Origin of the sequence: Methanococcus maripaludis (assembly GCF_013760955.1) — an archaeon.
In the GTDB taxonomy this organism is placed as follows: domain Archaea; phylum AGJL01; class Methanococci; order Methanococcales; family Methanococcaceae; genus Methanococcus; species Methanococcus maripaludis_A.
Genome location: NZ_JACDUL010000004.1, coordinates 112,729 through 136,742, shown reverse-complemented (window position 1 = coordinate 136,742; position 24,014 = coordinate 112,729). Strand labels below are relative to the sequence as shown.

Annotated in this window: 30 protein-coding genes; 17 read left to right on the top strand and 13 right to left on the bottom strand. The window is 33.0% G+C overall.

What is annotated here, in order from left to right:
• Nucleotides 1-8: 8 nt before the first annotated feature.
• Together HNP90_RS08285 and pyrF are read right to left on the bottom strand one after the other, a co-directional pair.
• Nucleotides 9-683, bottom strand: coding sequence for a class III signal peptide-containing protein (locus HNP90_RS08285; protein WP_012068141.1), 675 nt, complete (start codon nt 681-683; stop codon nt 9-11).
• 121 nt (nt 684-804) lie between these two features.
• The gene (gene pyrF, locus HNP90_RS08280) at nt 805-1,458 is read right to left on the bottom strand and encodes an orotidine-5'-phosphate decarboxylase (protein ID WP_181486647.1); all 654 of its coding nucleotides are present in this window, start codon (nt 1,456-1,458) and stop codon (nt 805-807) included.
• A gap of 144 nt (nt 1,459-1,602) precedes the next feature.
• Here pyrF and eif1A point away from each other — a divergent pair, with 144 nt between their 5' ends.
• From eif1A to HNP90_RS08265, 3 genes are all read left to right on the top strand, one after another.
• Nucleotides 1,603-1,917, top strand: coding sequence for a translation initiation factor eIF-1A (gene eif1A, locus HNP90_RS08275; protein WP_012068143.1), 315 nt, complete (start codon nt 1,603-1,605; stop codon nt 1,915-1,917).
• Nucleotides 1,918-1,926: 9 nt separating this feature from the next.
• Nucleotides 1,927-2,748, top strand: a complete 822-nt coding sequence (locus HNP90_RS08270) for a serine protein kinase RIO (protein WP_012068144.1) — start codon at nt 1,927-1,929, stop codon at nt 2,746-2,748.
• Between the two features lie 80 nt (nt 2,749-2,828).
• Nucleotides 2,829-3,383 (top strand): KH domain-containing protein, encoded by a 555-nt coding sequence (locus HNP90_RS08265; RefSeq protein WP_012068145.1) that lies wholly within the window; start codon nt 2,829-2,831, stop codon nt 3,381-3,383.
• Between the two features lie 58 nt (nt 3,384-3,441).
• Here the strand turns inward: HNP90_RS08265 and HNP90_RS08260 are convergent, their stop codons facing one another.
• The 4 genes from HNP90_RS08260 to pth2 all read right to left on the bottom strand — a co-directional run bounded on the left by HNP90_RS08260 (nt 3,442) and on the right by pth2 (nt 7,609).
• Nucleotides 3,442-4,218, bottom strand: a complete 777-nt coding sequence (locus HNP90_RS08260; RefSeq protein ID WP_012068146.1) for an RlmE family RNA methyltransferase — start codon at nt 4,216-4,218, stop codon at nt 3,442-3,444.
• A gap of 22 nt (nt 4,219-4,240) precedes the next feature.
• Nucleotides 4,241-5,851 carry a global nitrogen regulator NrpR gene (nrpR, locus tag HNP90_RS08255; RefSeq protein ID WP_012068147.1) on the bottom strand — a complete coding sequence of 537 codons (1,611 nt, stop codon included), beginning with the start codon at nt 5,849-5,851 and terminating at the stop codon, nt 4,241-4,243.
• Between the two features lie 36 nt (nt 5,852-5,887).
• Complete coding sequence (locus tag HNP90_RS08250) at nt 5,888-7,123, bottom strand: methanogenesis marker 15 protein (protein ID WP_012068148.1); 1,236 nt, start codon at nt 7,121-7,123, stop codon at nt 5,888-5,890.
• A 135-nt stretch (nt 7,124-7,258) separates the two neighbouring features.
• On the bottom strand, nt 7,259-7,609 hold the full coding sequence (gene pth2 / locus HNP90_RS08245) for a peptidyl-tRNA hydrolase Pth2 (protein WP_012068149.1): 351 nt from the start codon (nt 7,607-7,609) through the stop codon (nt 7,259-7,261).
• A 146-nt stretch (nt 7,610-7,755) separates the two neighbouring features.
• Here pth2 and tgtA point away from each other — a divergent pair, with 146 nt between their 5' ends.
• Entirely contained in the window at nt 7,756-9,705 is a 1,950-nt protein-coding gene (gene tgtA, locus HNP90_RS08240; RefSeq protein ID WP_012068150.1) for a tRNA guanosine(15) transglycosylase TgtA, read from the top strand.
• Nucleotides 9,706-9,755: 50 nt separating this feature from the next.
• Nucleotides 9,756-10,298 (top strand): MBL fold metallo-hydrolase, encoded by a 543-nt coding sequence (locus tag HNP90_RS08235; protein ID WP_012068151.1) that lies wholly within the window; start codon nt 9,756-9,758, stop codon nt 10,296-10,298.
• A 1-nt stretch (nt 10,299) separates the two neighbouring features.
• Here HNP90_RS08235 and thpR read toward each other — a convergent pair whose 3' ends face one another.
• Nucleotides 10,300-10,824 carry an RNA 2',3'-cyclic phosphodiesterase gene (gene thpR, locus HNP90_RS08230; RefSeq protein ID WP_012068152.1) on the bottom strand — a complete coding sequence of 175 codons (525 nt, stop codon included), beginning with the start codon at nt 10,822-10,824 and terminating at the stop codon, nt 10,300-10,302.
• Between the two features lie 8 nt (nt 10,825-10,832).
• Nucleotides 10,833-10,979 carry a Trm112 family protein gene (locus HNP90_RS08225; protein WP_012068153.1) on the bottom strand — a complete coding sequence of 49 codons (147 nt, stop codon included), beginning with the start codon at nt 10,977-10,979 and terminating at the stop codon, nt 10,833-10,835.
• Between the two features lie 79 nt (nt 10,980-11,058).
• Here HNP90_RS08225 and budA point away from each other — a divergent pair, with 79 nt between their 5' ends.
• On the top strand, nt 11,059-11,859 hold the full coding sequence (gene budA / locus HNP90_RS08220; protein ID WP_012068154.1) for an acetolactate decarboxylase: 801 nt from the start codon (nt 11,059-11,061) through the stop codon (nt 11,857-11,859).
• 96 nt (nt 11,860-11,955) lie between these two features.
• Complete coding sequence (locus HNP90_RS08215) at nt 11,956-12,531, top strand: flavodoxin family protein (RefSeq protein WP_012068155.1); 576 nt, start codon at nt 11,956-11,958, stop codon at nt 12,529-12,531.
• A gap of 213 nt (nt 12,532-12,744) precedes the next feature.
• Here the strand turns inward: HNP90_RS08215 and truD are convergent, their stop codons facing one another.
• Nucleotides 12,745-14,037: a tRNA pseudouridine(13) synthase TruD gene (truD, locus tag HNP90_RS08210; protein ID WP_012068156.1), complete on the bottom strand. Its 1,293-nt coding sequence runs from the start codon at nt 14,035-14,037 to the stop codon at nt 12,745-12,747.
• A gap of 126 nt (nt 14,038-14,163) precedes the next feature.
• On the opposite strand from truD, the gene HNP90_RS08205 reads away from it, so the two are divergent.
• The 5 genes from HNP90_RS08205 to atwA all read left to right on the top strand — a co-directional run bounded on the left by HNP90_RS08205 (nt 14,164) and on the right by atwA (nt 18,571).
• A complete protein-coding gene (locus tag HNP90_RS08205; RefSeq protein ID WP_012068157.1) occupies nt 14,164-15,438 on the top strand; it encodes a TiaS agmantine-binding domain-containing protein in 1,275 nt (424 codons plus the stop codon).
• Between the two features lie 27 nt (nt 15,439-15,465).
• Entirely contained in the window at nt 15,466-16,113 is a 648-nt protein-coding gene (radB, locus tag HNP90_RS08200; RefSeq protein ID WP_012068158.1) for a DNA repair and recombination protein RadB, read from the top strand.
• Nucleotides 16,114-16,221: 108 nt separating this feature from the next.
• On the top strand, nt 16,222-16,551 hold the full coding sequence (locus tag HNP90_RS08195) for an MJ1244 family protein (protein ID WP_012068159.1): 330 nt from the start codon (nt 16,222-16,224) through the stop codon (nt 16,549-16,551).
• A 9-nt stretch (nt 16,552-16,560) separates the two neighbouring features.
• A complete protein-coding gene (locus HNP90_RS08190; protein WP_012068160.1) occupies nt 16,561-16,953 on the top strand; it encodes a DUF134 domain-containing protein in 393 nt (130 codons plus the stop codon).
• Nucleotides 16,954-16,975: 22 nt separating this feature from the next.
• Nucleotides 16,976-18,571, top strand: coding sequence for a methyl coenzyme M reductase system, component A2 (gene atwA / locus HNP90_RS08185; protein WP_012068161.1), 1,596 nt, complete (start codon nt 16,976-16,978; stop codon nt 18,569-18,571).
• A gap of 20 nt (nt 18,572-18,591) precedes the next feature.
• Here the strand turns inward: atwA and HNP90_RS08180 are convergent, their stop codons facing one another.
• Complete coding sequence (locus tag HNP90_RS08180) at nt 18,592-19,401, bottom strand: sugar phosphate isomerase/epimerase family protein (protein ID WP_012068162.1); 810 nt, start codon at nt 19,399-19,401, stop codon at nt 18,592-18,594.
• A gap of 46 nt (nt 19,402-19,447) precedes the next feature.
• Between HNP90_RS08180 and HNP90_RS08175 the strand changes: the two genes are divergently transcribed.
• The 3 genes from HNP90_RS08175 to HNP90_RS08165 all read left to right on the top strand — a co-directional run bounded on the left by HNP90_RS08175 (nt 19,448) and on the right by HNP90_RS08165 (nt 21,553).
• Nucleotides 19,448-20,356, top strand: a complete 909-nt coding sequence (locus HNP90_RS08175) for an ADP-ribosylglycohydrolase family protein (protein WP_012068163.1) — start codon at nt 19,448-19,450, stop codon at nt 20,354-20,356.
• Nucleotides 20,357-20,419: 63 nt separating this feature from the next.
• The gene (locus HNP90_RS08170) at nt 20,420-21,088 is read left to right on the top strand and encodes a TIGR00266 family protein (RefSeq protein ID WP_012068164.1); all 669 of its coding nucleotides are present in this window, start codon (nt 20,420-20,422) and stop codon (nt 21,086-21,088) included.
• A 63-nt stretch (nt 21,089-21,151) separates the two neighbouring features.
• On the top strand, nt 21,152-21,553 hold the full coding sequence (locus tag HNP90_RS08165) for a pyridoxamine 5'-phosphate oxidase family protein (protein WP_012068165.1): 402 nt from the start codon (nt 21,152-21,154) through the stop codon (nt 21,551-21,553).
• 112 nt (nt 21,554-21,665) lie between these two features.
• Here HNP90_RS08165 and HNP90_RS08160 read toward each other — a convergent pair whose 3' ends face one another.
• The 3 genes from HNP90_RS08160 to HNP90_RS08150 all read right to left on the bottom strand — a co-directional run bounded on the left by HNP90_RS08160 (nt 21,666) and on the right by HNP90_RS08150 (nt 22,797).
• Nucleotides 21,666-21,899 carry a 50S ribosomal protein L14e gene (locus HNP90_RS08160; protein ID WP_012068166.1) on the bottom strand — a complete coding sequence of 78 codons (234 nt, stop codon included), beginning with the start codon at nt 21,897-21,899 and terminating at the stop codon, nt 21,666-21,668.
• Nucleotides 21,900-21,981: 82 nt separating this feature from the next.
• On the bottom strand, nt 21,982-22,518 hold the full coding sequence (gene cmk / locus HNP90_RS08155) for a (d)CMP kinase (RefSeq protein ID WP_012068167.1): 537 nt from the start codon (nt 22,516-22,518) through the stop codon (nt 21,982-21,984).
• 9 nt (nt 22,519-22,527) lie between these two features.
• A complete protein-coding gene (locus HNP90_RS08150; RefSeq protein ID WP_012068168.1) occupies nt 22,528-22,797 on the bottom strand; it encodes a 50S ribosomal protein L34e in 270 nt (89 codons plus the stop codon).
• Nucleotides 22,798-23,121: 324 nt separating this feature from the next.
• On the opposite strand from HNP90_RS08150, the gene HNP90_RS08145 reads away from it, so the two are divergent.
• Together HNP90_RS08145 and HNP90_RS08140 are read left to right on the top strand one after the other, a co-directional pair.
• Nucleotides 23,122-23,328 (top strand): TOBE domain-containing protein, encoded by a 207-nt coding sequence (locus tag HNP90_RS08145; RefSeq protein ID WP_048060474.1) that lies wholly within the window; start codon nt 23,122-23,124, stop codon nt 23,326-23,328.
• A gap of 167 nt (nt 23,329-23,495) precedes the next feature.
• The gene (locus tag HNP90_RS08140; RefSeq protein WP_012068170.1) at nt 23,496-23,894 is read left to right on the top strand and encodes a helix-turn-helix domain-containing protein; all 399 of its coding nucleotides are present in this window, start codon (nt 23,496-23,498) and stop codon (nt 23,892-23,894) included.
• Nucleotides 23,895-24,014 lie beyond the last annotated feature (120 nt).

Here is a 24,014-nt window from a genome sequence, read left to right as displayed (position 1 = left end):
TTAATTTTTTAATTTTTTCTAGAGCCACTACTTTCAGAAGTTACTTTGACATCATCTACATCTAGTTCAAGCCAGTATGACCCAGCACCATTTTCCATTCCAATTGTTACGGGTATCGGGCAGGTTCCACCTTCAACACATTCGATGGTGAACTTTTTGTTATTTTTATCAAATACTATACTATCATTAATTATTATTGTAGAATCACCTTTTATTCGTAAAATAACTTTAGTTACATTGAATTCCATTTGGCTATTTTCCAGATTATAAAATACGCCATTGGCAGTAACTCCTTTGGGATTACCTTTCTTTTTTAATTCAATAGTGCCTCCACCATATATGGTGGCTTCAAATTTATTATTCTCATCTGATGAAGTCGGGTTTATGTTTAATACTTTAGCATATATTTTATCAAAATTATTCTCTTCTTCAGGTTCTTCTCCACCTTCGTCAGGTTCTTCATCTTCAGTAGCTATTGGATCAAAATGTCCATTAGAGTGGCTTATTGTAACTAATGATGATGAGGTTCCACTAAAAACCTGTTTTTTAACATCTGAAATTTCGTCACTGCTTCCAGTATTTTTAGTCATATATGTAGCAAATATTGTTCCAGATAACAAAATTGCAAGAATCAGTATAACCATTTCTATTGAAAGCTGTCCTTTTTTTGAATTTAATATCATAACTATCGCCTAACAATATCAATTTGGTAGTTAAAATATTTAATAAATTAAATTTATTAACATATACTCATTAAAATTATAAATACGTTTTGATGACCTTATAAAATTTTTAATTTGGGCTTTACATCTGTATTTTATAATTTTTAGCGCTTTCTTTGGGATTTTCATTTTCATAGATCGCTCTACCAATAATTACGTAGTCATTTTCGCTTAAAACGTTTAAAACATCACTTAAATTTCCACCCTGGGCCCCAACTCCAGGGGATATTACAAAAGCATCTTTTGCAATTGATTTGATTTCTTTTAATCTTTCAGGTCTAGTTGATGGTGCAACTATTCCATCAACTTTTAATTTGTCAGCCATTTTTGCCATATCCTCAGCTACATGTTGTAAGTATTCTGTAGCTCCGGGGTGAGACATTTCCGTTACCATTATTACTTTTTTATTTTTCGCTCTTGCAACGTTTAAAATTGCAGAAACGCTGTCTGAACCAACAAAACCCTGACAAATTATCCCATCAGCATGATTTAGCGTTAATTCTGCAATTTTTTCATTGGTTGAAGGGATGTCTGCAACTTTGAAATCACAGATCACTTCTTTGTTGGTGGCTTCTTTTATTTTGTCGATTATATTTAATCCTGTAGCCAAAACTAAGGGATATCCTATTTTTATGGAGTCAACGTACTCTGAAGTTTCTTTAGCAATCAAAACTGCCGTTTTTTCATCCATTACATCAAGTGCAAGCATTAATTTTACCAAACTCTCACCATACATAATTAACTATATAAATGATTAATACTTCATTACTATAAAAAGATTTAAAATAAACGAATAATCTTCGTTTTACGTTTTTCTTTTGATTTCTTAAAACTATCGATTAACTAATTTTTTAAAATTATCGAAAAAAAGGTGAGAACTATGCGAGGACAACAAGCACCCCCACAACAACCAACAAGAGTAAGGACCCCAAGAGAGAATGAAAATGAAGTTCTTGGAGTAATCGAACAAATGCTCGGTGCAAGCAGAGTTAGAGTAAGATGTATGGATGGAAAGCTCAGAATGGGTAGAATTCCCGGAAAATTGAAGAGAAAAATCTGGGTAAGGGAAGACGATGTCGTAATTGTTACTCCTTGGGAAGTACAGTCCGATGAGAAATGCGATGTAATCTGGAGATACACAAAAGGACAGGTTGACTGGTTGAACAAAAAAGGATACCTAGACTTCATGAGATAAGGGATATTGATGAAAGATGTCCTTAAAATGGATTTAGATAAAAAAGAAAAACAACTTGATAGGGAATTTCAAAAAAAGATAGTTGAGCGAAAAAAGAAGTTTTTGGAAGAATTAAAAACCGAAAATGAAGTTTTTGATCAACGAACTCTCCTAAATATCTATAATTTACTTGTTGCAAAACATATCGATGAAATTTCTGGAGTTGTTAATTCTGGAAAGGAAGCTGTTGTGTTTTCTGCAAATAAAGAAGATGAACTCTACGCACTGAAGGTTTATCGTGTTTCTACATGTGATTTTAAAACAATGTGGAAGTATATTCAGGGAGACCCTAGATTTCACCTTAGAAGAAGCAGTACTCGACAGATTATAACTGCATGGGTGGAAAAAGAATTTAGAAACCTTTTAAGAGCGGGAGATTATATAAACACGCCAGAACCACTATTAAAACGGGAAAATATACTTTTAATGGATATGGTTCATGAAGATGGAGTTCCAGCTCCAAGATTAAAAGATATCGAAGTCGATTATTCCGAATTCTACGAAATGATACGAGAAGATATGAAGGTATTATATAATGATGCTCAGTTAGTTCACGGGGATTTGTCAGAATATAATATTTTAGTTCATGAAGATGAGCCCGTATACATTGACTTTTCACAAGGGGTCGTTAAAGAACATCCTCTTTCGAAAACTCTCCTTATTCGGGATGTTAAAAATGTCTGCAGTTTCTTTAAACGAAAAGGAATTGATACGGATTACAAAGAGTTCTATAAATTTGTTTCAGGAGAAGAACTGGAATTAATTGATGAAGAAATGGCAAAAACGTATTAAAAAATTTTTTACAACATCTTTTTTTAAGTAGTGATTATATAATATTTAATGAAATTTAATTGCGTAATTGGTGAGATATTATGTACGAGAATGTGGAAGTAGTGAAGATTCCAAAAGAGAGAACCGGTATCCTTATTGGAACTCACGGAGAAGTTAGAAAACAGCTTGAAAGTGAGCTTGGAGTTGAACTAGAAATCGATTCCGAAGGAGAAGTTAGTATTTATTCAACTGAAGATCAAGAAGACCCTTTGGCACTCTGGAAAGCAAGAGATATTGTAAAAGCTATTGGAAGAGGATTTAATCCTGAAAAAGCTTTAAAACTGGTTTCAGATGAATATGCCTTCGAAGTAATAGATATTTCAGAATACGGAAATTCCGATAAAGCTCTTCAAAGATTAAAAGGAAGGATTATTGGGAGTGGCGGAAAATCAAGAAGGTACATTGAAGAATTAACTTCAACGCACATTTCAGTTTACGGAAAAACCGTTTCAATAATCGGGGAAATCGAAACTGCAAAGATTGCAAAAGATGCAATTGAAATGCTCTTAAGGGGAACGTCGCACTCAAAAATGTATAAATTTTTAGAAAGACACAGACAGGATGTCAAAAGAAGTGAACTTAGACTCTGGAAATAAAATTTATTTTAATTTTTTTTAGTGTTAAAAAAGTATTAAATTTATATTAATGCAAAAATTATTCTTTTTTGGATCTCATTTCCTTTATTCTTTTGATCATGAGTCCGCTATCTTCTTTAGATATTTCTTTTCTTAAACTTGGGCTCGTAATTTCTTTTTCTTCTGGATTGGTATCAAGCAGTTTTACGATTGGCGATTTTGAATTTATGTCAAATTTTCTGCCGTTAAATCTTTTTCCAATCACATATACTTCGGCACTTTCGTCTCTTGAAGCTCTTGGTTTTGTCGTAAATGCTTTATCAAAGTATTCTGAAACGAGCTGAACGTATTTTTCGAACAAATCGCCCTGAAATACTTTTACAACAAAATTTCCGCCTTTTTTTAACATTTTTGTTGCAGTCATGAGTGCCATAGTTGTAAGTTCAAGGGACCTTGCATGGTCTACATCCCATACCCCGCTGATGTTTGGAGATGCATCGCAGATTATAACGTCAGGTTTTTCTGGAAGTAAGTCCTTAGCCTGTTTTAAAATTTCTTCTTTTGTCATGTCGCCTTTAATTGCAATGACATTTTCATAAGGTAGTGGCTTTACAGTCTGTAAATCAATTCCAACGATAAACCCTTTCTCTCCCACAATATCTCGTGCAGCCTGAAGCCATCCTCCTGGAGCACAGCCTAAATCTACAACAACGTTTCTTTCCTTTATTAAATTGAATTTTTCATTCAACTGGAATAGTTTGTACGTTGCTCTTGACCTGTAATTTCTTTTTTTTGCTAGATTGTAATAATGGTCGTTTTTCCTTTGAAGAACCCATCTTTTGTCCTTTTTTCCCATAAATATCTCCTTAAATTAAAATTTAAATATCTTCATAATGCGTTAGTTCTGAATAGTCAATTGATCTGTGAAGGGTCTTCATTTCTACTGGAATGTTATTTTTGCGCATATTTGCAAATGGGTTTGTTCCACCAATCGTGGTAATTCCAAACATACATTTTTCAACACGAACGCCGCAAATGTCGTTATTTGGCCGCCCTATTTCAATTATCGAATTCCAGCCAAGTTTTTCGTTAAGTTCGATTAATTTTTCGGTTGCAGACATCGGAACTTTTCGAATACCGGCTAAAATGTAGTTTTTACCATCAGCTTTATTGAAAAATACTTCGTGAGGGTCAAGAGAAGTTCCTTCGTAGTCAATTGCTTCGATAAACCGTTTTTTATCTGTTTTAACTTCTAAAATTCCACCGTAGTAGGGGATTACGGGGATTTTATTCTTTAAGAATACCCCATCAACGGTTAATGAACAGATTGTGTATGCATTTAAGAATTCTCCGTCATATTCTATTTTTAATCTATCTGAAATTGCGAGTTTATTTTCGTAGCTGTCTTTTAATGCGTTTATTGCTTCTTCTTTGTATTCAATCGGAACTCTTGCAGTATTTACAACTACATTGCCTTTTTTATCTTCAATATCGTAATTTACGGCTTGCATTTTCGAAAGCATTTTTGATAAAACTGGAGTTACCTTAAATTTTCCTTTCTTTTTCTTTGGTTCAAGGAATCCTTTTGTTTTTTTCTCCATCGAAGAAATATCTTTAAGTTGTGTGGCAGCACTGATGTCTGCAGTATATCCTGATTCATGTGGAATACATAACGGCGTTAATCCACCAACCAACACTACTCCAATCTGTTCGGGATTTAAATTCATTCCAAGTACGTTTTCAGTGCCATATGCCAAAACAGAATTTAACATATCTTTTTTAAGAATATTTTCAAACTGTTTTTCACTTGATTTTGGAATTACCCTAAAGTTTGCAGGAACGAGACCTTCTCCATTTTCAATTACTCCAATTACATCCGTTTTTCCCTGCATGATAAATGCAACCAATGGGTCAATTGAGGTACTTTTAAATTCAATTACTCCTTCAAAATTTACAGGTTCGTAGTCTTCAAATTTAACGATTCCACCGTATTCAGGGGTAGGAATTATTCCGTTTTTCAATAGAAAATTATCGAATGTGATACTACAAAGTGTTTCAACGAATACTGAATATCCTTTTTTCTTGATATTTAGGTAATCTCCTACAGAATAACCGGCTTCAAATGATTTTAAGACAAGTTCTTTTATTGTTTTATAGTCCCCTTCAAATTTTGCAGTATTTATAAGAACTTTTGAAGGAAAATCTGATAAATAAAGTTTTTCAATCACTTGTGAAAATACTGAACCAATCCTAAATGAAATATTTGCTTTTTCAAGTTCTTCAATTCCTTTTTCAGTGATTTCTCTTCCTGAATATCCCAATTTTTTAGTAAGGCTGGTTTCATCAAGTACTTTTAAGTGATATCTAACCGCCCGTTCCCCTATATCATAACCTCTGTCTTTCAGTGCATCTGCGATTATTTTTGCACCGACTGGGGCAGATGATTCTGATAGTATAGATAATATTTCAACATCGATATTACTGTCCATAAAGCCACACCTATTAGCTTAACTAACCAAAAAAAGTTATTTTTTGAGATTCCGATATCCTGAAGAGATCAATGCTGCACCAACTGCACCGATATATTGAGAATATTTTGGAACTATTATTTTTTTACCGAGTATTTCTTCAAGTGCAAGAACCATTCCTTTTAAAAGACTGCTTCCACCAACCAAAATTAAAGGATCCCGTACATCAACTTCCTGAAGTTGCTGTTCGTAAATCTGTTCTGCAACAGAGTGGGCAGCAGCCGCGGCAACGTCATTTGGTGTAGCACCTCCTGCAAGACCAGTTACTAAATCCTGAATTCCAAATACGATACAATAGCTGTTCATCATAACATTTCGCCAGTCGCCAGTCGCTGCAATGTCACCAAGCTCCTGAATTGAAACATCGAGTCTTTTTGCAGTGATTTCAAAGAACCTACCACTTGCACCTGCACAGATTCCACCCATTGTAAAACCATCGGGAATCGCATTATTTAGTGAAATTGCTTTGTTATCCATTCCACCAATATCAATCACGGTAGCTTCTCCTTTCTGGGCACCTGCTAAAAATGCAGCTCCTTTTGAGTTAACAGTTAATTCTTCCTGTACTAAATCAGCTTTAAAGTGGTCTCCAAGTGTATGTCTACCATAACCTGTAGTTCCAATTGTTTCAATATCTTCCATTTTAAGTCCGGATTCTTTCAAAGCAGCATCAAGTGCTTCTTGTGCAGATTCGATAACATCTTTAGTATAAACCCAACCGGTTCCTATAACCTCGTTATCTTTCATAATAACGGCTTTTGTTGTAGTTGAACCACTATCAAGACCTAAACTTACTCCATCTTGTTTTTTCCTTGCAAGAAGTGCTTTTTTATCAACAATCGTAACAAGTGCTTCCATTCTTGTAAGTAACTCTGAAGCTTTCGTTCTTTCGGTAAACGAATACATAACAACCGGTAAATCAGTGTTTTGCTGTATCAATCTCCTAACTTCATTTCTTACAAGGGCTCCTTCGGCACATCTAAAGCAGGTTGAAATAAAAACTGCTTCTGCATCAGTATTTCCTTCAATAATTGACATTGCTCTTGCAAACATTAATTTTAAGTTAGCAGACGCGACTTCAAATCCTAAATAGTCGTTAACTTTATCGATATATTCTAAATCGACTTCAGGATATACAATTTCTCCACCGACTTCTTTCGCAGCTTTTTCAATTTCAGCTTGAACACCACTGTATTCTGCTCCGCAGGTAAGCTCTGCAATTTTAACAGCCACAATTATCACCAGATTAAAATTAACTCTTAAAGAATAAAAGAATCGATTAGACTTAAATTTTGTATGTTATTTATTTTGTTTTCAAATATTTATTAATAGTGCTTAAATTTTTCAAAACTCTTGTAAATTTAAAATTTAAAGTAATTTTAAATCTTTTGTAACTTTTGAAATTTTTTCTTCTTTTTCAGGACCAATTCCTACAGCAGTAAGACTTCCGGGTTCAACCTGGGTTCTTCCAGCATCTCTTATCAAACTGCATGGAAGTCCTTCGATATTGACGTTTTTAAATATTTCTAAAAGTTCCTTTTCAGAATTTACTTTTAAAACAACTTTCTTCTGCCCTTCATTCATCCAGCCACTAACCGCAGATGAACTTATTTTTTGAGCGTGTAAAAAAGCTTGAATCGATGCATGACAGGCTTGAGCCGCCATTTTCCCCTTTCCCATTTTTAGATCATTTCGAATAACAATAGCCTGTTCATACATTTTCTCGCCAACCAAAAATATTTTAAATAAGAACCTCTTTTTATATGAAGTAATATATCTAATAGTTAATTGCTATTTTAACATTTGGGATTATTATTGAAAATTATCGATTTTTACGATTATGAAGTTTAATTTATGGTGGAAACATGTTTGAAATAAAAGCTCGTGACGCAATGGGTAGACTCGGGAGTATCACGATAAACGGAAAAAAAATTGAAACTCCAACGATTATGCCCGTAATTCATCCAAATCCTAAAAAACAGACTGTTTCAATGGATTTAATAAATAAAATGGCAGATGTTGTAATTACAAATTCGTATATAACGTACACGACACCCGAACTTAGAGAAATTGCGGAAACAAAAGGAATTCATGAATTAATAGACTTTAAAAATGTTGTTGTAACTGACAGCGGTTCATTCCAGTTGAGCGTTTATGGGGACGTAAATGTCGGCCCAATGGAAATAATCGATTTTCAGGAAAAAATCGGTGTAGATGTTGGAACAATACTTGATATCCCAACTGGTCCGGATGTTTCAAGAGAAAAAGCTGAAAGCGATCTAATTGAAACTTTTAAAAGAGCAGAAGACTCGATTAAAAGAAGAAAAGAAATGGGATACAAACTCGCACTTAATGGAACTATTCAGGGTTCAAAATATTTGGATTTAAGGCAGAAAAGTGCTGAAGTTATGGGTAAAATGGACTTTGATATTTACCCGATTGGCGCAGTAGTTCCTTTAATGGAAGATTATAGGTATCGAGAAGTTGCAGAAGTTATTTTAAATTCAAAAATGCATCTACCAACAAACAAGCCTGTTCACTTATTTGGATGCGGACACCCGATGTTATTTGCACTTTCAGTTGCTCTTGGATGTGATTTATTTGATAGTGCAGCATATGCTCTTTACGCTAAAAATGGAAGATATTTAACAGCAGATGGAACACTCCACCTTGAAGACATGAAGGATTTGAAAAGTTTCCCTTGCACCTGTAAAGTATGTAGTGAATACACTCCAAAACAGCTCTACAACTTGGAAGAAAAGGAAAAAACGAGATTACTTGCAGAACACAATCTCTACGTTACTTTTGAAGAAATTGACAGAATTAAAAATGCAATAAAAGAAGGAAACCTCTGGGAACTCGTTGAAGAGAGATGCAGAAGCCACCCTAAACTTTTGAATGGTTTGAGAGTTATTTCAAAATACATGGATTTTATCGAAAAACACGACCCTGTTTCTAAAAAGTCAGGATTTTTCTACACAGGATATGAAAGCATGAATCGGCCTGAAATATACAGGCACAAACAAAGGCTTGATAGAATTCAGTACGATAAAATCTACGTAACAAGCGTTTCTGAAAACACTTCAAAACCTTATCATGAAAATTTAAGTAATGTTCCTTGTGATGTTGACGTACTTATAAAAGATGGCGTATTTGGGTTAGTTCCATTAAATATAGATACAATGTATCCATTAGCTCAAAATGAAGTGCCTGATTTGTATGATTTTGAAAAAAAATACAACAATGAATTTGTAAGCGAATTTAAGGAAAAACATTCTGAAAAAATACTCGATATAAGTACATACAATTACTACATAAATCACTACGGTAAGAAAAAAGAGTGCGATAAAATTAATCCTGATGTATTCAGAGTTGGAAAAATGCTCGAATACCAGTACGGAGCAAAAATACTCGACGAAGAGTTAATGGAAAAAGTAAAAACAAGAAGAAGCAAAAATACCGGAAGAATTAGAAATCTTTTACTTGAAAAAGAGGTTTTGTTTACCTTAAGAGCAAACGATAACTTCTTAATTCCTGCAAAATCCGGTGCTGAACTTTTACATGAAAAACTCGAGTTTCCAAAGTACAGAATTGTAATTGACAGCAGTGTTGAAGAATATGCAAGAGCTGGAAAATCCGTTTATTCAAAATTCGTTAAAGACTGCGATCCAGAATTAAGGCCATTTGAAGAAGTATTGGTTGTAAATTCTGATGATGAGTTACTCGCATACGGTACGACAATACTCAATGGTCGTGAATTGATGGAATTCGATTACGGTGTCGCGGTAACTCTTCGTGGTGGATTGAAAAAATAACTTTATTAACTTAAAATCTAAATTACTTTTAATATTATGGAAGTGATTACTTGTTAAAACTACTTTATGATGGTTCGATTACATATCTCGATGAGGAAAATGGCATGTTTGTGGGCCCGAGTTCATCTTGTACATATATCGAAACATCAGAGAATAAAATAATTGTTGATACTTCTTCAAGGGATAAGAAGAAGATTATAATCTCGAATTTGAATAAATTGGACGTTAAATTAAAGGATATCGATTATGTTATAAGTTCGCATAATCACAACAACCACAATGGAAATAACGACCTTTTTAGAAATGCCAAAGTTGTTAGGTATTCTGATGGATCCATAAATGAATTCAAAGATCCGGAGATAGATATACTATGGACTCCGGGGCACACTTTCGACAGTATTTCTGTAATGTATGACGATTACGTGGTTGCACCTGCTGCAGTTCATCGTAAGGAAAATGTTTTAGAAAATTTGGATCTTCCAATTGCAATAGATCTTGAACTTTCAAAAAAATCAATTCAAAAAATTGTATCTCTAAAAAAGAATATTATAACTGGGCATTATGGAATGTTGTACACTTCAGAATATCTTTAATTTAGTCCCACTTTTTAACGGTTTCATAAACAGGGCCTTCTTTAGTCAGCGTACTTTTCATTAGAGAAATTGAATTTATTTCGACTTTTCCAAAATCCACGTGTTTATTCTTTTCAATTAAATTTTTTAAAGTTTCTTTTGAATCATTTTCGATAAATTTAACCCTTCCAAGGGTAATGTGTGGATCGTAACTTTTTTCTTTTTTAAAACCCAATTTAAAGAGTTTTTCATCAATATTTTTGAATATTTCTTCAAGATTTGTAGTTCCAACCCATATTACCCGGATGTATTCTTCATTTGGGAACGTTCCAACTCCTTTTATTTCAGAAATAACTTTTTCAATTTTTAAATCAGATTCAAGTATTTCTTCAAGTTTTTTATCGTCAACATCGCCTAAAAATTTTACAGTTATGTGCAAATTCTCTTTTTCAACTGTTTTTATGCCTTTTAAATTAAATTGTTTTTTTAAATTTTCCAAAATGTCCTTTAATTCAGATTTTAATTCAATTGCAAGGAAACATCTCATAAAATCACCTATTCATCAAGAAGTACTGGGATTTTATCTTTAATAGAATAAATTTTTTTACAATTTTTACAGCATACTTTGTTGCCCAAAAGTTCTAAATCGCCCTTACAATTCGGACACTCCAGTAAATCTATCAATTCTTCAAGCCATTTCATAAATTACACCTAAAACCAAATCATTTATTATTTATAACCTTTTAATTATAAGTATTTTCATTTAAAACAGGTGAATAATATGAATGTATTTGTAAAATTATTGGTAATCATGATGGTGTTATTTTCCGGTTGCATCTCTACGAATGATGGTTCTAATTCCGAAATCAAGTCAGAACAGATTTCAGATGTTTTATATCAAGTATCTACGATAAATGCATTGATGGAAAGCATATATGATGGATTTATTCCTGTGGATGAACTTGTAACTCACGGGGATTTTGGAATAGGTACTTTTGACAAACTCGATGGGGAAATGGTTGTTTTGGATGGAATATGCTATCAGGTTAAAGCAGATGGTGTTGCATATGTGGTTGAAAATGTAACTACTCCGTTTGCAACGGTTACTTCATTTGAATGCGATGAAACGTATTTTTTAAATGATATGAATATTTCTGAATTTGAATCCTATTTTGAATCGAAATTCCCGTCGAAAAACATGGTTTATGCAGTAAAATTGACAGGAAATTTCTCAAAAATGAAAACGAGAAGTGTTCCATCCCAAGAAAAACCTTATGAAAAACTTGTAGATGTTGTGAAAAATCAGTCAGTATTTGAATTTGAAAATGTTTCTGGAACTGTTGTTGGGTTTTGGGTTCCTGAATTTATGTCTGGGTTAAATGTTCCTTTATACCACTTACATTTCATAACTGATGATAAATTGGCTGGAGGACACATTCTTGATTTTGAAATAGAGTCTGTTGAAGCTTCATTTGATACAACGCCAGAATTTTATATGGTTCTTCCAACTTCTGGAGAATTTTATAGCATGGAATTTTCAGATGATCTTGAAAATGACCTAAAAATCGTAGAAAAACAATAAATCTTTTTTTAAACCTTTTTTTATTAAATTAATGCAAAAATATATCATTTCTCAAACCCATAAAATCAAACATGGATTATTTTTGAGGGTGGGATATTGAAGGTAGTTGCATTTAACGGAAGTCCGAGAAGGGATGGAAATACGTCTATTTTGATAGATAGGGTGTTAAAAGAGCTAAAAAACGAAGGAATTTCTACGGAACACATGCATATTGCCGGTGGAAAGCTTCGGGGGTGTACCGCATGCTACAAGTGTTTTGAAAAACTGAACAATAAATGCATAATCGAGTGCGATATTATAAATAACTGCATAGAAAAGATGGTTGAAGCTGATGGAATAATTTTAGGGTCGCCCACATATTTTACAGACGTTACTGCTGAAATGAAAGCATTAATCGATCGGGTAGGCTTTGTGGCAAAAGCAAACGATGATATTTTAAAAAGAAAGGTGGGGGCCGCAGTTGTGTCTGTAAGGAGAGCTGGTGGAACGCATGTTTTTGATACATTAAACCACTTCTTTTCAATAAACCAGATGGTAACTGTTGGTTCAGACTACTGGAATTTGGGAATGGGGCTCGATATTGGAGACGTTCAAAAAGATGCTGAAGGACTGCATACAATGGAACTACTTGGCCAAAATATGGCGTGGCTTTTAAAAAAAATCAACGAATAATACAAATAAATATAAAATAATCTTTAAAATCGTCTAAATCTTTTTTTAAATTTTTCAAAAAAGCAGGATTAATGTATCTACCTTTGGAAAACCATGTTTTCATTGACTCTCAACAGATACTCAAGATGGCCGCCTTGTAGGTAGAACTGCTAGTGACAGTATCACGAAATCAACTGCCAAGTAATGTTATATTTTTTATTATATATACTTGATTTAACTCAAATTTCCGGTAAACTCCCTTGTAACGATTGTAGCGTAATTTCCGCGTTCGAGTTTAAAGCTTAATTCAAAAATATTGTCATCAAAGCTGCTTTTAAAGTCATAAATTGGAGTTACCAGTTTTCTTCTTGTTCCGTAGAAATTTCCAAAGTCTTCAATTTTGAATTTTTTTAAATCAAGATTTTCCCGTTCAAAAATTTCTCTTTCAATTTCGCCTTGAATTCCACCGCTAAATTTGGTATCGTATCCAATTAGGGTTCCTGTTGGAGTGTTATCTTCTAAAATATCTCCTTCTTTTACATCAAACCCGTAATCAAATCTTTTGTTTATCATTTCATTGAATAAGTATGCCTGATACGCATTTACAAACATGCTGTTTAACTGCGGGGGTAATGCAGTAAAAGCCATTTTAAAGTCTTTATATTTTAAATACTGCTGAATCAACCTTTTTTCATAGTCATGGTTTCTATTAAATAATTTCAAAGCTTTTTTAAATTCGCCCATATCAACAAGCTGTCTAGCTTCAAGGGAATCGCCGGTTTCGTTTATTGGGGTTCCGCAGTAAGTGTAAAACGCGCTTTCAAAATCTCTTTCGTAGATAAATTTTCCAACAATATGGGTAATCGGTCTAACAAGCCCAAATCTCTGTATTCCGTAGTAATTTAATACGTAATCCAATTTTAAATTAGAAATTCTCTCAATTTCTTTTTTTGAAAGATCAAGGTCTCTAATTTTTATCGTGAATTTGTTTCCCCAGAGGTCGCCCATTCTTAATTTTTTGTTCGATTTTTGAACATCGCGAATTACAATATCTTTAATTTTGATATTTTCAAGCTGTTCTTTTTTAATGCCAAAACATCCAAATCTCTGTGTAGTTACAGCAAATTTATCTTTGGTTCCTGCAAATCCAAAATTCTTCCTTTTTGTTTTTGTTGCTTTTACAATCTGTTTTAGTGCATCCATCGTGTTCCAGTTCGTTTTTTCAACTGTAAAATGGATAAATGAACCGTGCCACGTTTCAACATCTTTAAAACCAATTTCTTTTCCAACTTCTAAAACCGTTTCCTCAGAAGTTATCTCTTCAACAATGAAATCTTCCGGGTATTTTTTAAGTGTTCCGTCAAATCTTTCCATATCTAAAATAAATTTGTTAATATTTATCGGCAGTTCGCTTAATTTCTGCCTTATTTTATTATTTCTAAATTTAAACTGTTTTTCTTTCCTAAACTGGTTAATTATATCGTTACTTTCTTTTTTTCTCGCATTTTGAATGAAAAGGGTTTTCATGATAATCTCCATTTAAAAATTAGTTTTATATAATTTGATAGTGATGTTTACATAAATATGTTTTTAAGGGAAGAAAAATTTCTAAATTAAATTTAATTTAAATTTTACCGATTTTGAGTGGTAATTATGTATATTGGAATTGACGACACAGATAGTAGGGAACACTACTGCACGACCTATGTTGGAACCCTCCTTCAGGAAGAACTTGAAAAAAACTATGAAATGGATGCCCCAAAGTTAATCAGGATGAATCCAATGGTTAAATATAAAACCCGGGGAAATGGCGGGGTTTGTTTACGGATTATTGAAGATGAAAAAAAATTAAGTGAATCCGAAATTGAATCCATTAAAAAACTGGTAATTGAAACAGTTGAAAAATTCAGCGATTTTGACTGTGAAAATACAAATCCTGGAATTGTTTTTTTAAGCGAAGAAAACTATCAAAAAAATAAAAAAACGCTTGAAAGTTATTATACTTCAGTTTTATACGATATTTTAAAAGTGGACGATTCTGAAAAGGTTTTAAATGAAATCGGTGCAGAATACATAAAATACAAAAAAGGACACGGGATAATCGGATCTCTTGGTGCAATTGCTTCAAAACCGCCTTTTACATATGAACTTCTATCATACCGAAAAAGCGAAAAATGGGGAACTGAGCGAGAAATCGATGCCGAGTCCATAATAAAAATGGATTTAGAAACATTTCCATTTACTTTTAATAATATTGATAGAAAAAAATCGATAATTACTCCGCACACGCCATGTCCGGTTCTTTATGGAATAAGGGGAATTTCAAGGGAAATTTTAGAAAAAGCAAAAAATATTGTAAATTCCGGTGAAGTTGATAAATGCCAGATTTTTATTACAAATCAGGGAACTGACGTTCATTTGAGATTTTCTGAAATAAAAGATATTTATTCAGATACTGGAGTTATTTCTTATGGTAAAATTGTTGAAAATCCAAAAGAAATAACTGGTGGACACGTCGTATTTAAAATAAAAGATATTACTGGCGAAATAGACTGTATTGCTTATGAACCAACTAAAGAATTTAGAAATATTGTAAGAAAACTCATATGTGGCGATCTTGTTGGAGTTTACGGAACAGTTCGAGAAGAGCCTTTCGAAATAAACATCGAGAAATTAAAAATAGTAACACTTCAAAAAATATATGAAAAGAACAAATCCTGTGTTTGTGGCGGAACCCTGAAAGCTAAAGGATTAAAAAGTGGTTATAAATGTAATATTTGTGGTAAAAAGCTTAATTATGATGAAATCGAATTGAATGAATTAAAAAGGGATTTAAAAGAAGGATTTTACGAAGTTCCACCTTCTGCGAGAAGACACTTAAGTAAACCCCTTGTGCTATATGATTTTAACCTTGAAAATATAAATTAAATTTATTATTATATCTAATGTGATTTTATGCTTGAAGAACTTTTAAACGGAAATATCGAAAAAAAGACGATAACTCAAATTTACGGACCTCCTGGTGTTGGAAAAACAAACATATGCATCCTTTCAATGTTAAATGCAATTGAAAACGGTAAAAGTGTTGTTTATATCGATACTGAGGGTAGTTTATCAATCGAAAGAATAAAACAGCTTTCTGGAAAAAATTGTGAGGAGTTGCTTAAAAATATTATAATTTATGAGCCTTCAACATTTGAAGAACAATCAGAAGCTTTAGAAAAGATATTTCTTCTTGAAAATATTGGACTTATAATTATTGATGGCATTGTTTCACTTTACAGGCTTGAACTCTGTGACAACATCAATGAAAATACTAAACTAAACAGAATGCTTGGAAAACAGATTTCAAATCTTTTAAAAGTTGCCAGAAAGAAAAATTCTGGAATTTTAATTACCAATCAGGTAAAAGATTCTGCAAACGGCATTGAACCTGCTGGAGGGAGGCTTTTAGAGTATTGGAGCAAATCGATAATAAAACTCGAAAAAGCTGAATCTGTTAGAAAACTCACATTGGAAAAACACAGGCACGCTAAAGAAGGGGAAAATTTAAGATTTAGAATACTTCAAAATGGCCTTGAAATAATAAATAAGTCCTATTAATACACTTTTTTTTTATTATATTAATTTAAACCTGTGCTTTATAAAAAAACTATATATAGAATGTTTCACACATATGTGTAAGTAGTCATTTTATAAGGGGGGAATCGTATGAGAATACTCTTAAAACTGTTTGTTGAAAGCCAAAACCTTGGAAAGGCAATAAATGCATTATCTGAAGGAGGAATTTCTGGATTTTATTTAAAAGAATACCAGGGAATGTCCCCAGGAGATTGGAAAGGTTTTTTAATTTCTGAAGAACCTGAAATGGCTGTAAAACTCGTAAATGAATTATCACAAGACACTGTTGTTATAAATTCTATAGTAAATATCGAATGTCTTGGGAAAATAAAAGAACAGGTTAAGGAAAGACTTGAAAATGAAAAATATACATTAGTCGAACTTCCTGTTTTGGGAATAGTAGTTAATTCACCAGAATAGTGATTGTAAATGAAATTTAGAAAAGGAAGGCCAAAAATACCTCGTTTAATTTCTGAAGAACCCCAATTTAAATTATTCAAGCCTGCTGGAACGCCAGGAACAGAACTTGAATCCGAAGTTCTGACTTTCGAAGAATTGGAGTCCCTCAGACTTGTAGATTATTTAAATCAGCCACATGAAGAAGCTGCGGATGCAATGGGTATATCAAGGCGAGTATTTTGGAATATTTTAAAATCTGCAAGAAAAAAAGTTGCAGATGCCCTTATAAATGGAAAAATGATTGATATTGGTGGTGGATACTACAAAATAAGGGAATGTAATTACGAAGACGAATGTCAACGGGGTAGAAATTGTAGATACGGAGTATCAAATTGTCTAACATTAAAAAAGGATAGTGAGTGATTGCATCGATTAGGTGATATCAATGTTATTGTTGGAAGTAAAAAATGTTTCAAAGAGTTATGGGGATGTGGAAGTACTAAAAAACGTAAGTTTTGAATTAGATGAAGGGGAAGTTATTGGAGTTTTAGGTAGGAGTGGCTCTGGAAAATCAGTACTTTTGCACATGTTGAGGGGCATGGAAGGGTACGACCCTACATCTGGACAGGTTATATATCACGTTGCTTACTGCCCAAGATGTGAAAATGTTGAAGTTCCATCATATGTCGGAAAAAAATGCGACTGCGGAAAAGAATACGTCGCAAAATCCGTTGATTTCTGGAACCAAAATGAAATCACATATTCTCTAAAGAAAAAAATTGCGATAATGCTTCAGAGAACTTTTGCACTTTATGGTGAGAAAACCGTTGCAGAAAACATCATGGAAGCACTAACTGCCGCAGGATACGAAGGAAAAGATGCAACAGACTGGGCATTAAATCTTATCAAAATGGTAAAGTTAGAACACAGGATTGCACACATTTCAAGGGATTTAAGTGGTGGTGAAAAACAGAGGGTTGTTCTTGCAAGGCAGATTGCAAAAAATCCTGTTATATTCCTTGCGGATGAACCAACAGGAACACTCGATCCTAGAACTGCAAAATTCGTTCACACTGCCCTTATTGAGGCAGTTATAAAACACAATATTGCAATGGTTATTACTTCGCACTGGCCAGAAGTAATCGAAGAACTCTGTCAAAAAGCAATATGGCTCGACAAAGGAGACATGAAACTTTCAGGGGACAGTAAATCCGTTGTAAAAGAATTTATGAAAACTGTTACTTCAATGAAAGAATTTGAAAAAGTTGAAGTAAAAGATGAACTTATAACTATTGAAAACGTTGAAAAACGGTATGTTTCAGTTGATAGGGGTATTGTAAAAGCTGTTGATGGAGTAAACCTTTCAATAAATGAAAAAGAAATTTTCGGGCTTGTTGGTGTAAGTGGGGCAGGTAAAACCACACTTTCAAAAATAATTGCAGCAGTAATTCCTCCTTCAAAAGGAAAATATGAGTTCAGACTCGCTGATGAATGGATAGACATGACTAAAGTAGGTCCATTATTTAGGGGACGTGCAAAAAGATACATCGGAATGTTATTCCAGGAATACAGCCTTTACCCTCACAGAACAATTCTCTATAACCTGACAGAATCAATCGGACTTGAAATGCCTGGTGAATTTGCGAAAATGAAAGCAGAACACACATTAGTTTCTGTTGGATTTACTGAAGAAGAAGCTGAAAAAATGCTTGATAAATATCCTTCAGAACTCAGTGTCGGTGAAAAGCACAGAGTTGCACTTGCGCAAGTTTTAATTCGTGAACCACACCTGATTCTTTTGGACGAGCCTACTGGAACTATGGACCCAATAACCAGAAATCAGGTTGCAGAATCCATTCAAAAGTCAAGAAGTGACCTCGATCAAACATATGTCATTGTATCCCACGATATGGACTTTGTATTAAACGTATGTGACAGAGCTGCCCTTGCTAGAGGCGGAAAAATAATTAAAATCGGAAAACCTGACGAAATTGTAAAAATATTGTCAGAAGAAGAAAAAGACGAAATGATAGGCCATTAAATTATTTTTTGGTTTTTAATTTATTCTATTATTTTTTCGAGATAATTAATTTCATTGGCTAAAATATCCATTTTTTCATGTTTAGAAAGCGTTTTTTCGTATATTAAATCGTTGAATTCAAAATTTAGGGCTCCATTATAGTTGTAGTTATTTACAAGTAGATTTAGTGTTTCATCAAAATTTATTTTAGATTCGCTTAATGGATAGTGGTCTTTTGAATTTACTCCGGATATATGCATATTTTTAATTTTTTCATGGAGATTTTTGATAAATTCAAGTGAGTTTTCACGTGCATGTGCAATATCGAGAGTCATATACAAACTTTTAAAGTTATCAAGGGTTTTTTTCATCGATTCAACGCTGTAACAGATATTATTTATTTTTTTAGGGGAATTTTCAAGACAAAGGGTTATTTCATTTTTTAATGCATAATTTATCGATTTTTCTAGATAATCATCAAAATTAGTGTATTCCTCAGCTGTGGGTATCCTATTGGTTGGTCTTTTTCCAGCATGAATTGTAATAAGTTTTGCATTGAATTTTTTCGAGAGATCCATTGCCCAAAATGTTTCCATCAGTGTAACGCACCGTATATTTTCATTGGTGGATGAAGGATTTAATTCGATATAGGGTGCGTGGATTGTTATATCTATTTTTGATATTTCAGACTTAATGCTATTAATATAATCTAAATCATTTCTTTTTTTCCAAAATTCTGGATTTTCCGGGAAAAATTCCATATTTTTTAAGCCGAGTTCTAAAAAGATATCTACAATCTCTTCAATAGTATATTCCCAGAAAAACAGTGATGAGCAACCTATTTTTACCATGATTTAAATATTGTTATTTTGAATTATAAATGTTTTGAGGGATATTATGGACAAAATGCTTGAAAAGTTTGAGGGAAGCATTTTGGGGCTTTCTATCGGGGACGCACTCGGTATGCCAACAGAATGGTTTACAAAAGAAGAAATTGCAGAAAAATACGGAATAATCGATAATTTTGTAGATCCGCTGAATAAATTTAATGGAATTTTAAAAGCAGGACAGTATACTGACGATACGGATCAAACAATTGCAATACTGAATTCTTTTGATGAAAAAGGTTTTAATAATGATATTTTTATCGAGGAATTAATAAAGTGGTACAACAATGATCCGGTTGGAATGGGGCCAACGAGTACAAAAGCGATCGAAAAATTAATTGAAGGGGATAAAACGGGTTGTGATTCTAGAACATGCGGCTCTTCAATGAGGGTTGGGCCACTAGGACTTTTTTATTTTGGAGAATACGAAAAATTAAAGGAAATAACAATCAGTGCTACAAAATTAACCCATAACAACGATGAAGCAATTGCCGGTGCTCTTTCAATCGCATTTTTTGTTGCAGAGTCAGTAAATAATGTCAAATCTGAAAAATCCATTAAAAAATGTGCAAAATTTATTGAAGAAGTTTCTTACGACTTTTCTGAGAAAATACTCCTTATAAATGAGTTAAATTCAGCTGAAGAAGCTTATGAGTTATTTAATACTGGGCTTCCTGCAATTGAATGTGTTCCTTCAGCAATTGCAACGTTTTTAAGAACTGATAACTTTAAAGATGGAATGATTTCTTGTGTAAATGCGGGAGGGGATACTGACAGCATGGGAAGTATGTACGGGGCAATTGCAGGGGCATATTATGGAATATCAAATATTCCTGAAAATTGGATATCAAACCTTCAAAATAGGGATTTATTATTGGATTTATCTAAAAAACTCTATAAATTAAGATTTAAAAAATAATTAAAGCGAAGATATATAAAATACAGTTTTGATATTAATATAAAGAACTAGGTTGGTGAAAACATGGCAGACTACGATTTTGAAATAACGAGCAGACCTTCATACTCCCTTTTAAAAATAAACTTAAACAATCAGGAAATAATGACAGAAACAGGTTCAATGGTTTATAAAGATGTTGGGGTAAATATCGAAACATCTGCTAAAGGCGGAGTTTTAGGTGTTTTAAAAAGGGCAGTTGTTGGAGAAAGCATATTTATGAATAAATTAAGTGGTTCTGGAAAACTTGCACTTGCACCGGGATTTTCTGGAGATATAATTCACCATGAACTCAATGGAACCTTATATGCAAGTAGCGGTGCGTACTTAGCATCTTCACCAGATTTATCAATTGATACGAAATTTGGTGGTGGAAAAACATTTTTCGGTGGAAAAGGACTTTTTTTAATGAAAATTGAAGGTTCAGGAGATGTATTTTTATCATCATACGGTGCAATCGAAGAAATAGAATTAGACAATGAATCAATAATGGTCGATAATGGAAATTTAGTTGCATTTACCGGTGATTTAAAATATAATCTTGGAAAAGTGGGCGGTTTAAAATCAACACTTCTTGGTGGCGAAGGTTTAGTCTACAATTTCAGCGGAACGGGTAAAGTTTATATTCAGACCAGAAATATCGAAAGTTTCATTGATTTCATAACTCCGTACCTTCCAACACCAAAACAAGGATAATTAAGTTTAAATAATGACAAATCAAAAAATAAACTGAAAATAAAAACAGAAAAGGGGATATAAATGGTTAAGTTAACAGAAGAAATGAAAACTGATATAACAGGTCTTTTATTTTTAGCAACATCTTCAAAAGATGGGGTTCCAAACGTTGCTCCAATGGGTGCAAACCAGTTTGTTGGGGATAAACTCGTAATTTCAGATAATTTCATGAACAAAACTCTCAATAATATCAAAGAAAATCCGGTTGTTGCAATAAATGTCGCAGACTGTAGGGCACACCCATTCCAGTACAAGGGAAAAGCTGAGATTGTAACTGATGGAGAATACTATGAAAAAGCAAAAGAATTAAACAAAGCAAAAATTCCTGGTTTAACTCCAAAAGGAGCAATTGTTATTACAATTACAAGCATTTACAGCGTAAAACCTGGAGAAGACGCTGGAAAATTAATTGAAACAGATGATTAAATTTTTAAATATAAATTTTTTTTTAAATTTAGTTTAAGTTTAAAACAGTTTTAAATTTTTTTAAATATTCTAAAAAAAGAAATTAGAGTGCGATTTTAGCACTGATTTGGAGTTATAATAAGCCTGCTGCATCTAAAGCTAACTTAACTTCTTCGGTTGAAGCTGCTTTTTCTAAGTCAACTTTTTTGTCAGTTGGTTCAACGTGTTTTAAGTTGCATCTTCTTCTTTTAACGCCACCGTCGATAACTACAAAGTTTTTGTCTAATACTTCAACGATAACACAGGTGTTTCCTGCTTCTCTTCCTAATGTTTTGATGCAAACTCTTCCTACTTCAATTGCTGCCATAATTATTACCTCGTCTTATTTTTTGTTAATGTGAATGTCGCCAATCACATGTCATACTTCAAACAGAGAGATTTACTACCATCTAAGCTTTCAAGTTTTCAATGGCTTTTTCGATGATATTAAATACCCCATTGGCGTCCCATTTCGAGGACTCGATTACAATATCGTATATCGATAAATCATCAATTTCGATATTATATATTTCTTTGTATCTTTTCTTTTCGCTAGCTTCCCTTGAAATCATTTTTTCAAGTGCCAGATCAACGTTCTCGTTTTCTCGTTCGCTGATCCTAATGCATCTTACCATCGGGTCTGCTTTAAGCCAAATGCTTAAATCCGGTTTTATGTCACTTTTTTTGAGGATCCATCCTGCAAGTCTACCTTCAAGGATTAAATCCCCGGATTGAGCTGCCTCAACCTGTCTTCTGTCAATTTCGTTGTCAACTTCAGTGTTTGTTTCTGCGTAACTGCTGAATTCCTGAAGGGTCATGTTCCTTTCTTTTGCCATGTCTCTGAAGATAAATCCTGCACAGACATGGTTTAACCCGTACTTTTCTGAAATTAACTTGGAAGTCGTTGTAGTCCCTGTACCCGGTAATCCTCCAATGGTAATAATCATACTGGCACCTTAGAAGTTTCTAGCTTTAATGACCATCATTTTTTTAACACATTTTGGGCACAAGTTGCCACCGAATGCTCTTTCTGGTCTTTTTTGTGTTTTAGCTAATTTTGTGATTTCTACTGCTCTTCCTCTAGGTACTCCATTTAATAAAGCACCGCAAGCTCCACAAACTGCTTTTGATTGTTTTTTTCTTCTATAGTGCACGATTGAACTGTTTCCAGGTGCTTTTCTGTACACTTTTTTAGATGAACCTGACTTATATCTTGGGGCAGGCATAGTATAACCTCCAAATGGTTTTCCAAAATCTATTTTATTTAAAAGTATATAAAGTTTAGGTACATTTCAGGGTATTTCTTATATTAACCATTTTTGCGCCATTTTAAAGAATTTAATTCAAAAAAAACAGCAATCACTGCAGGTTTAATTTTTAAAAAAATCGCAGGGAAAACAAAATTTAGAGAATTCTCCAAATTATGGCCGTACCATAACATCATAACTATCGTTACCAAATATAAAAAGGTTATCTCGATACTGGAAAGTTTATAAATTATTAAATTCAAAATTTTACTATGGATAAACAATCTTAAAAGGGGATATGCCATGAAAATGAGTATTAGGAACCAGTTCAAGGGAAAAATACTTGAAATTGTAGAGGGACAAGTGGTTGCAAAAATTAAGGTGGATATTGGCGGGGGAAACAATATAGTGTCTGTAATTACTCTTGATGCAGAAAAAGATCTTGGTTTGAAAGTTGGGGATGAGGTAACTGTACTAGTTAAATCAACTTCAGTAATGATTGAAAAATAAAGAATCTATTAACTCAAAATAACTTTTTTATTAAGGGGTACTAATGAATAATCGAATACCTCTTTATATATTTTAAAATATAATATACTTACGAGGCCACTATTTTTATATAACTATTAATCCAAATCCAAAAGACAATAATCCAACGAAATAAATACGGTGTCAATATGAGTAAAACTATAGAGAGTGTCGAAAAAACATTAATAGCCAACGTATCTTCGCTTTTGTCAAGTGAAGTTAGGGCTAAAATATACATATTCTTAAGAATGTACCCAGAAAGTACGGTGGATGAAATAGCAAAAGGTACTGGAATTTACCCTTCAACTATAAGGGAATCAATATTTGAAATGTACAACGAAGAATATGTTATCAGGAAAAAAATGGATAGAGACGGCCTTGGTAAAAAGCCTTACCTTTATTCAGCAATAGATCCTGTTGAAATAGTAAAATTGATTTCAGAATCAATAAAAGAAAAATTAAATGACTTGGCATCTATTGATGAAAAAGTCAGTGGTAAACACATTGAAACTACATTAAAAGTAGCCATTAAAATAGAATCCAACTAATTTCCTTTTCCATTTATTTTTAATTTATTTTATAACTTTAAGAATATTAATTTTTATAAATGCATTAATATATTTAAATTATTATGCTATTACAGAAATTTTATTTTAAGTAACTGTACC